The following is a 10,729-nucleotide window of genomic DNA, read 5'->3' on the forward strand; positions in this document are numbered from 1 at the left end:
ACTTTAGAAAGTTACATTTAGATTAATTCCATAGCTTCTAGAGCTTGGTAATGCCATATCCTCAACTCCCAGCACGATATTTCCGCCATTAAATGAAATCGTCTCAGGGTCAAAATGAGGGTTTTCTGTCCATAGCGCTAAATTTCTACCAACCAATGATAACGACATGCTTTTGATAATTGTTTTTTTGAGGATTTTTTGAGGAAAATTATATCCCAAGCGCACTTCTCGTAGTTTTAGAAAAGAGGCATCGAATATCCCTATTTCTTCGTTTCCACGATTATAACGCCACCAGTAATAATCTCGTCCAGAAAGTACTATATCATTTGGCCTATAGCTTCCATCTGCATTTTGGATAACGCCTTCTGAGATGATTCCTGTTTCTCTTCCAACAGCTGTAAAATCCATCATTCCCGAAGTACCACCGATCAGGGTTGTTCTAGACATGATTTCTCCTCCTTGTCTCCAATCAAATAAGAAACCAAAATTGAATCCTTTATAAGTAAATGTATTCTGCCAACCTACGGTAAAATCCGGATTATAATTTCCTAATTTTTTTAAGTTAGGATCTCGTTTAGAAAAACCATCTTCATTATGCACCACCTGACCAAAAAACTGACTATTAGGATCATCTACTGTTACTAGGCCTGTACCATAAATATCTCCCATTCTACCTCCAACCTGAGCTAATACATTAACATAATTAGAAGATATTGTATACGTACCTAATCCTTCTACTAGTGATTTTATCTCACCTCGTGCGCTAGTAAAGTTCACATTAGTTTCCCATGTAAATCCACTTTTACTTTTTATAGGTTTTGCATTTAATACGACTTCAAATCCTCTATTTTCTATTTCTCCTGCATTAATAATCCTAGATTTAAATCCAGAAGTGTTGGATACCGGTAAGGTTAGAATTTGGTTTTTTACGGTAGATTTATAATAGGTTACATCAAACCCTAAACGATTATTAAAAAATCGAATATCTGCTCCAACTTCGGTTGATGAAGCTTCTTCTGGTTTCAAGTTTTCGTTGCGCAATATATCCGATGCATTTACACGTTGAAAATTACCAAAAGGTTCATTAAACGAGAATGTGTTTCTAAGTGCATAAGGGTCTGTATCGTTACCAACAACAGCCCAACCTCCACGAAGTTTTACAAATGAAAACATTTCTGGTAATTCTACCATATCAGATACTACAGCACTAAGACCAACAGATGGATAAAAGTATGAGTTATCATCTTTTGGTAAAGTACTTGACCAATCATTTCTTCCGGTAATATCTAGAAAGAGAAAGTTTTTATATGAAAAATTGGCAAATGCGTATAATGAATTGATTTTACGTTTATCATTAAATTGTGTTTTTGATAATGGTTCTGCCGAATTTTCAAAATTATAAATTCCGGGAACTGATAATGAGTTTGCACTAATCCTCTTATATCGATTTTCTTCTTCTCTAGTATTACCTCCTAAAGATAATCCCATTGTAAAATCTTCATTTAGTGTTTTATTATATTGCAGGAGAAAATCGGTGTTTTGTTCTTTGAAGTAAATATCATCTTCTCGATATTGCCCCTTTGCAAATCGCTGTGTACTATACGCTCGTCTACTGGCTCGTAGCTCACTAAAATAATCAACACCTGTACGTAACATAAGGGATAGACTAGGTGTAATATTTATATCTACTCTGGCATTACCAAAAATTCGATTTTTATCAAATCCATTAGTATTTTCATTCAATGTGAAAAATGGATTATCGTGCCAATTGTAATTATAATTAAACTGCTGTCTTCCTTCGAGGCCGGGTTGCCAATAATTTCGAAGTGAATTCATATCAATCTGACGTCCAAACCAAACCCATAAATACATGATATTCTCGGTACCATAAGAATTGTTTGGTCTATTATTACTCTTACTATTAACGTAGTTAACTGATGAAGAAACTTTTAACCATTTTGCTAGATTATAAGAGCCATTAAGCGCATACGTTCTTCTATCATAATCTGTATTTGGTAGAATACCTTCACTTTCCAAATTAGTTAAAGAAAGTCTTAAATTCCCGAATTCATTGCCGCCCGTTAAAGCTAGGTTTGTTGTTATTGTTGATCCTGTTCTAAAAAAATCTTCAATATTATCAGGATTAGATTTCCATGGTGTTAGGATGATTTCATCTGCAAAAGTACCATCAGAGTTTCTTGGTCTTACTGCAAAATCTCCTGCTCTAAAACCACTTGTTGTTGGGCTATCATGCTGAGCAATCAATTGGCCATTTAAGCGTGGCCCCCAACTCTCATCAATATTATCATTTACACCTCCTCCAAATCCATCAAGAAAAGCAAATTCTCCTCCTGCACCCTGACCATATTGATTTTGATATTTTGGTATTCTTAATGCATTTTCAAAGGTTACATTTTGAGTAAAACTAATGCCTAGTCCTTTTGTTCTTTCTGCAGACTTTGTAGTGATTAACACCACTCCGTTTAATCCACGAGATCCATAAAGAGCAGTCGCATTAGGCCCTTTAAGGATAGAAATAGATTTAACATCATCTGGATTAATATCCTGTGCACCATTACCATAATCTGTTTCAAGATTTCCTTCGGATCGATTACTAACAGTACGGTTACTTATCGGGATACCATCTACTACAAACAAAGGAGAGTTATTACCCGGAATAAGAGAACCTTCTCCTCGTATTGTAATTAATGAAGTTGATCCTACACCAGATCCTCCTCCTGTTATTTGAACTCCTGCTGCACGACCAGCTAACGAATTAGTAACATTAGTTTCTCTTGCTGTTGTAAGTTGATCTCCCTGTACTTCTTGTACAGCATAACCTAATCGTTTTTTTTCTTTCTCTATACCCAAAGCTGTGACTACAACTTCATCCAAAGATTCTGCAGAAGCAATGAGCTCAATACTTCCTAAACTTTTAATTTCCCCAGGATGTATAGTTATTGAAATCACCTTATCTTCAAAACCAAGATAAGAAATAACAATACTGTATTGTCCTTCCTGAATTCCGATGATTTCAAAATTACCATCAAAATCTGTTACTACCCCTTTTTGAGTTTCCTGAAGCATAACATTTGCTCCAGGAAGCGGAGTTTGACCGTCTGTAATTATTCCTGTAATACTAGATTCCTGACTGCTGACTACCGTAGAAAAAAAGTAAAATAATACTGAAAAAAGTGTTAATGAACTTTTCATTTGTTAAGTTTAAATTTTACTAATACTAAATTTACAGGCCAAAATTGTATATAAATTTTAATATTAGTAAAATAGAAACATTATTTAATCATTACTATAATAATGACAAATCGTAAACCTAACGTTAAAAAGATTAACTTAATTTAACCTCAGTTTCTAGTTTTAAGAAATGAAATACTTTTTTTGAAAAAAATTATTATAAAAAGAAATGATTGATAAAGAAAAACATGTATTCGAATTGAAATCAAAATTTGAAAATCATACCCCTATAACCTAAGAATTTTGGTTATTAATTGAATCAATTATTACTTTTCAAACTTTTAAAAAGATGAAAAACCTATTAAGGAATGGGCGGGCAAAATATTATATATGCACTACTTTAAATCAAGCTTATACTCATCTCCTATTCCTGTGCCTTCTTACATCGACAACATTAAAAATTTTGGCAACATCTTTTAGATGCACATGAGTATCTTCATAATATTCATTTAAAGAATGGAGAGTTAATATTCCTTTTTCAACATCATGCGCTATAATTCTTTTTAAAAGAATTCCCTCCTCTTTATGCACGATTACAAAATCCCATTTATTAATATGTAATTTACTACTCCAAAAATCCTGTCTCACATCCCGGCATAGGATAAGATCTCCTTCAAGATAACTTTCGTAGCTGCCATTATCCATCGAATCCCCTTTTACTTCAAAAAACACATAATTACCTTTATATTGTCTATCTGCCAAATAGGGCATTTTTGGTAATTCTCCTACATAACCTTCATTTTCAAATCCACTTAAATATCCAGCATATGCATATTGATTTACCAAAGGAATCATCATAACATTAATGGTATTTGAATCGATATGTTCGGTATTGGTAGTAGCACTCATATCATGAACCATTTCGGCAGCATCATTATTAAGTTTAATATTTTGAACTACAGCTAATAATTCTAAAGGCGGAACTTTTAGAACATCTGATATTTTCAAAAAAGCTTCTAAAGTAATAGCTGTTTTTCCTTTCATATAATTGAAAAGAGTTCCCTTCTTGATCCCCGTTTCTTCTATTAAATCCTTAATTAACTTGCCTTTTTCGTCTGCTATTTCTTTTATCTTATGTAAATCCATATGTAACAGTTAAAATTATAAACTTTACAATTTAAAGTTCATACCTAACACATAAAAAAGTTTAAAATATTGAATTAATATTTTTATTTGTTCAATATTTTAAACTATATTTGTGTCGGAAACAATCAAATATACAAAAAAATGAACAAAAAGAATTTTTTTTCTTGTAAACAGGCCATAAAACCAGATTATTATCCTGAATGTTATTTATGATTAGTTGAAAATCTTGAATCCAAAAAGAGAATACATATATAGGTGTAATAAAAAAACAGGAAAACAAATTATGGGCATTATCACTAAACACATCAAAACTATAGAACGAATAGATCAACTTACTCGTTTACAAGCCACAGGATCTCCAGAACAATTAGCATATCGTCTGGGGATTTCAAAAACAAAACTCTACCGTATTATAGATCTCATGAAAGAATTAAATGCTCCTATTAGCTATGATGTCTCTATACAAAGTTATGTATATATAAAAGAGGTAGGTTTTAAGTTCGGATTCTACTTAAAAGAACAAAATTTAAATACCAGGCCCCATATAACTTCGGTTTTGTGATCTATAAACCTTAGATTTAAGAATCAATATATAATTTTCAAATTTTAGTGCATTCCGATAATATATAACCAAATTCTTTTTAAAACCTATCTTTTTTCAGTTTATAAATCCATAATTTTTAGTGATAGCTCGTTAATTTCTGTCTTGATTATTTCACTTTTAAGAATAGTACTATCTCTTATCAACAATAGTTGTAACCCTTCTGATTTTAAGTAACAACCGTCCTATTCTCTCTTCTTTTTTATGGTAAAACCCTTACTTCAATCTCTAAAAACACCATTATAAACCATTAAAAAACACGGGTTTATACCTATAGGAAATGTTTTGGTTTAAAGGTATCTTAGTACAAGAGTACATTCATACTCAATATACCAACTGACACACACAAATCGAAAAGTAAATAGCAATGCTAATAAATTTCAACTATTTCTTTAAACCGGGGTTTTACGGATTTACTACTAAGAGAATTATATCATTAAGTATGATTATACTCTTTTTACATTTCCCGAATCAGTCATCATGCGTTTTAGCATCCTGCCCTGTAATGAAATTTAATACCTCTAATATTAATACTATTGCTTTGAAAGAATTTCAACCTCTTGCTGTAGCAATTGAAACGGCAAAACTCAATACTTGTAAGATTGAAATTACTAGTTTTACCGGAGAATCAATTACTGTAGCCTTTTCGGGACTTCCTGCTAATCAACCATCAACATACAAAAATTTTATAGCTATCTGGGAATCATCTGTTATTCCCTGGACAGTAACGCCTTTAAAGGTGATAGAAATAGGAGTTAATACCCAAAGTGGTACCGTTACCATTGATGGTCTTACTATTACGTATAACAGCTATGTGGTGGGATATGGAGTAGGTTCTGGAACAGGAAATATTTGTGCCAGTGCAATTCTAGGTGCAGGGGGTATCAAAGCACCTCTGTCTAATGTACATATTGGAATTGAAAATTTAGGGCAAACTTCATTATCTGTTTTCTATCAAACTCTTTCTGGCTACCTACCCAAAGAAAATGGGAATTGGATTGGATTGTGGAAAGGCTATGCCTCTCCATATAATCTACCTCCTGATGCTCTTATTAAAACAAAAATAGATAGCTATTCTAATCAAGGGATTGTAGCGCTAAACAACCTATCATTGGGTAGAGATACTGAATATACTTTAATATACTTCATGGGAGCAGATAATACAACGGCTGCAGCCATTTTAAATTTTAACACAAGTGATCCGGCATCGGATAAATAGATACATTTTTAAAACCTAAAATTAACATTTAAATCTAAACAATTATGAGTACTGCAACATTAGAAAAACAAGGAAAATCAACAACGGTATTAACTACAAAAATTGAGATTACTACCATTACGGCCAATTCTCTTGACATTACTTACGATACGCTTTCTGGGAATCAACCTAATACTTTTGGAAACCAAGTAGTATTATGGCAGAACAGCAACGAGATCCCATTTGGTACTCCGCCACTTGAAAGAAAAGTAATACCAAGTAATACACAAGCAGGATCTTTAAACTTTGATGGTCTAGATCTTAATAACAATAGTTACATTGTTGGGTATGCTGTTGGCCCAACATTAAACGACCCTGCACAGACATATGGAAACATTTGTTCTTCTTCATTTATTCCTGCAGCTGGACAACCAAGTCCATCTAACAATTTTGAAGGAACAATCGTTAACGTAAAACCTGGTACAACCAGTGTATCTTTTAGTTTGGAGAATTTCCCAAATCAAATCGATCTTAAAGGAAATGGTGCCTGGGCAGCTATCTGGCAAGCAGGAGCTCCTTCATATTACGCTCGTCCGTTATCTGCGGTTCAGATCACGAGTAATAATGGTGGAGCCTTTAATAATATAAGTATCGGTAGAGGTCTTACCTATACTATCGCTATTTTCATGAGCGGATATAGCGCAACAGCAAATAGTAATCAGGAAACTATGGCTGCTGCCTATACGTTTACTAATTAATCGTTCAGGTGTGTGTCTCCTTTTATATCCATAAAGGAGTAACCGATTAATTTGTCTATTCAGATAAGTAAAGACCTGTGTATACATAGGTCTTTACTTCCCTGAATATCACAAAGGCTATTCTATTCATTATCAATGCTTTTTTGTTTAAAAACAAATTGGTAGTGCTCATATATTCTCTTAAAACAAGGAAAAGCTTATCGCTTTTATCCATCTTAATTAGTTAGACATGACAGTTTTCTCTAAGAAGTTTATCAATCAGTTATATATCGCTGAAAATGTAGCAGATGATCGTGGTTTTATTGCTTTTGTTACTCCAGAAGGTATTGACCCCTCTGGCGGCACTATTAATCTAAAAGATGCTCTGAGTAATACATATTATAATGGAAATTTTGTGTTTTCTGCACAGGCACCTTCCATTGAAAACAATGCTGATGCCGAAATTTTCGTAAAAAACATAAACGAACTAATCTCTTCTAGCTCTGCCAACAGAGCAATGATATGGCTTGAACAGATTGATATCAATGAAATCGAAAAGTCTAATACATCACTCATGGGACTTAGTGCAGACGGTTCTAGTTTAAATACAGGGTTACAGGCACCTCTTACCTCAAGCTTAAACCTTACCATACAAAATGGAATGAGTCTCATTTTGGATGATGCTTCCAGTGTAATTACTCTTAATGGTAATCCGGGTAATCTGGTGATTGATTTTTCAGGAACTTCGTCTCCAAAAACTATTCCTACCAAAGTAGGATACATTGATTTCTCGGGAGAGTTACGTGGCTGTATACGCTTTTCTAATTTTTTTATCAATAGGCTTTCTCTTTTAGATGATCTAAAATGGGGGTTTCAATATCTATTTCCAGAAGAAGGAGATGAAGATTCATTATCAGAATGGCTACCACTAGCCCAAAGTACTCCTGCAGGAGATTATCTTGGTTTTAGTGTTGTTATTGATCCATCAGATGTTACTAATGAAACCTTTGATCCCTGCCCTAATGATGATTCTACTGTATGTAATATCAATACAGCATACAACTCAAGAAGGACCTATTTTAACTTTACCGGCAAAAACAGCGATCAAAGAGATACTACCTTATACTCTTATTTCACTTCTAATTACGGAAATGAAATAGCACTGTTACCTAAACAAGAAGCTAACAATATATATAATGCCCGTCTGGTAATTTCTACAGGGGCTATTAATGATAATAGTAATACAGAACAATTTCATTTTACTCCCGAAGGAGATTTTGAAATTGAATTTCAAAAAGAAACAACTACCGGTGAATATTATATGATGTGCGGTCTACAGGGTACAGAATTTTTCACTCTTAGTCAAAAAGGAGATACCATTCGTTTTATTTCTAAAAATGCAGCATTGGCACCTAAATTCCCTTTTGAAGCTGCTTCGTCTGTAAAAGCACCTGAATCACCAACTGCACCTTTATTAACTCATACAAAAGAAACTTCCTGGGCAACTATACTAAACACTTCTGGTAATACGGTTACCTATGTATCTCAACCAAAGGGTTCGGCTCTTTATGGAGAAGGTAATTCCTTATATAAATATCAGGATCTATTTGTTCATAATAATTTAGGGTTTACCTATACAGCCGATGATATAACCTTATTCCCGATAGTTCCATATTTGGGGTTAACCGTAGGAAATGGAGTCACTTCATTTTCTGAATCAGACACAGAAACATTTGAAAGCCAAATCATCAGTCAAACTCGTAGAAATAACATTGGAAAAGCAAGCACTAATACATCATTGCTATCTGCAAAACAAATGGTAAATAAAAATGGAGTAACTCCAACTACTTCTACCACTCCGTCAGGGCTTTTAGCCACTACAACGCAAAGCGGAGGACAAACCTTATGGAACGAAGTTTTCTTAGGTCAGAATACAGATCATAATGAAAAGTACAAACTAGAGTTTTTAAATCCCGAAAACGAACTGGTCGAGGCATTACAAACTAGTGACCTCTTTTTAGTCACTGCGAATTCAAAATATTTAGGAGCATTAGGTGAAGAAGATCCTCTAACGGCTACATTTAATAATATCGTGAGTATTGATAGTTGGCAATTACAAGCCAATGTAGGACAAGGAAGTGAATACAACAACTACAAAAATGTCATGATCATTAAAGGACGTAAAGGTAAATTATATGATCCTAATCCTGATTCAGAAATTAGTGCTAAAGAAAGCCTGGTCGCTAATCCCAAAAAATGGACACAACGGGATCAATTTGGTTCTCCATCTACCATTAATTCTGAAGGAACACAACAAGAACCAGATACCGATCAATTGATCATACTATCCCAATGGCTGCAATCTTATTTCAAAGAAACATATGAGCAGTCTGACAACGAATATTTCTCTAAATTTAATGAAATCGCTACCGATGAAAACTGGACGGGTATTCTGGTATTGCGAATGGATATTAAAGAAATCCCAACAAATCTTCAGGGCATCATGGCTGGGATCACCAATCCCGAAGCATTTAATGCACATCATTTTGCGGTAGAAATAAGCCCTGTAAAAAAAGGAGATACCAAAAATACTGGAGCTGTTGTTGATCAATCCAGCACTATGTTCGGTCTGATTTATTATGTAGATCCAGATTTTGATGATACCGCTAATCCACCAGAAACCATCTCTCCTACCACAGCAGATACTTATGACTTTAGACTGCTCTCGTTAAAAGTTTTGTTCGAGAATACTGCAGTAAAAAACTTTGAAAGTTATTCTCAATTAACCATCAATACACTTTTTGATAGTGAAGTAGTAAGTATGGGAAATCCCAAAAATATTTTCAAAAATATTTTACTCAAAGGTAGTTTTCAGATTAACAATGGTAATGCAGTATATAGCATGGGTAGTATTGAAGATAATATCTTCCTGTTTGATAGTAATATCTATAATAAAATAGAGGTTACAGATGTATTATTAACAACACGAGACTCTCCCAAAGAAGGGTTTGATGAATCCTGGTTTAGTATGCAGGGATTCATTGATTATAAAATTATTGAGAATACAAGTGATTCAGAAAACACAACTAATTTTGATATTTTCTCTTTTGGAAGTCCTGATAACGATAACCTCACTCCAAGAAGTGGTCTTAATTTCAGCAATCTGGGGATTGCTATGGTTTATGAAATTGCAAACCCACAACAAAATAAATCCCTGAATTTTGATGCAGGAGAAATCACCTTTGATATCACCACCAGTACTGCCAGAAGCGAAAGTTTGTTTATCAATTTTGCACTGGATCTAAAAGGTTTAATTATCGGAAACAGTGAAAAAAGCCCTCAGGACAAAGGATTCTTAACTGTAATTCCTGACGTTAGATTATCTGGGGTTGATAACTCTACCTGGTATGGTTTGGATTTTAAGCTAAATATGGGAACTCCAGGGGAATTGGCTGGTAAGGTAAGTTTAGACTCTTTTCTACTATTAAACTGGGCTCCTGATAGCACTGGAGATAATTACAATGCTAACATTGGCATTTCCCTACCGGGTACAGGAGGAGGAGCAAAATTGATTAGCTTACAATCAGTACTCAAACTCTCTATAGGACAGCTTCGATTAGCTTTTGACGATAATCAGAAATCATTCCTTCTTATGTTTACCCAAATTGCTTTGAAATTTCTGGGCTTACTTAAAATACCGCCCAATGGTTCTTCTTTATTTTATCTGTTTGGTAATCCCAATTCTGGAGGAAAATCATCTGGACTAGGTTGGTATGCTATGTACAAAAAAGATGACCCAAGTTCTATAAAAAGCTTAACCAGTAATAAGAAGATAGCAACACTAGTAGAATAGTA

The 10,729-nt window shown here is 33.9% G+C and carries 6 protein-coding genes; 4 read left to right on the forward strand and 2 right to left on the reverse strand.

What is annotated here, in order from left to right; all coding sequences use genetic code 11:
* Positions 1 to 3: 3 nt before the first annotated feature.
* Complete coding sequence (locus ATE84_RS25160) at positions 4 to 3,213, reverse strand: SusC/RagA family TonB-linked outer membrane protein (protein ID WP_101450523.1); 3,210 nt, start codon at positions 3,211 to 3,213, stop codon at positions 4 to 6.
* Between the two features lie 396 nt (positions 3,214 to 3,609).
* Positions 3,610 to 4,338, reverse strand: a complete 729-nt coding sequence (locus tag ATE84_RS25165) for an XRE family transcriptional regulator (protein ID WP_101450524.1) — start codon at positions 4,336 to 4,338, stop codon at positions 3,610 to 3,612.
* 283 nt (positions 4,339 to 4,621) lie between these two features.
* Here ATE84_RS25165 and ATE84_RS25170 point away from each other — a divergent pair, with 283 nt between their 5' ends.
* The 4 genes from ATE84_RS25170 to ATE84_RS25185 all read left to right on the forward strand — a co-directional run bounded on the left by ATE84_RS25170 (position 4,622) and on the right by ATE84_RS25185 (position 10,727).
* Complete coding sequence (locus ATE84_RS25170; RefSeq protein ID WP_143273706.1) at positions 4,622 to 4,900, forward strand: DNA-binding protein; 279 nt, start codon at positions 4,622 to 4,624, stop codon at positions 4,898 to 4,900.
* Positions 4,901 to 5,444: 544 nt separating this feature from the next.
* Positions 5,445 to 6,158, forward strand: a complete 714-nt coding sequence (locus ATE84_RS25175; RefSeq protein WP_101450526.1) for a hypothetical protein — start codon at positions 5,445 to 5,447, stop codon at positions 6,156 to 6,158.
* Positions 6,159 to 6,202: 44 nt separating this feature from the next.
* Positions 6,203 to 6,895 (forward strand): hypothetical protein, encoded by a 693-nt coding sequence (locus tag ATE84_RS25180; protein WP_101450527.1) that lies wholly within the window; start codon positions 6,203 to 6,205, stop codon positions 6,893 to 6,895.
* A gap of 229 nt (positions 6,896 to 7,124) precedes the next feature.
* Positions 7,125 to 10,727 carry a hypothetical protein gene (locus tag ATE84_RS25185; RefSeq protein ID WP_101450528.1) on the forward strand — a complete coding sequence of 1,201 codons (3,603 nt, stop codon included), beginning with the start codon at positions 7,125 to 7,127 and terminating at the stop codon, positions 10,725 to 10,727.
* Positions 10,728 to 10,729 lie beyond the last annotated feature (2 nt).

Origin of the sequence: Aquimarina sp. MAR_2010_214, assembly GCF_002846555.1 — a bacterium.
GTDB lineage: Bacteria > Bacteroidota > Bacteroidia > Flavobacteriales > Flavobacteriaceae > Aquimarina.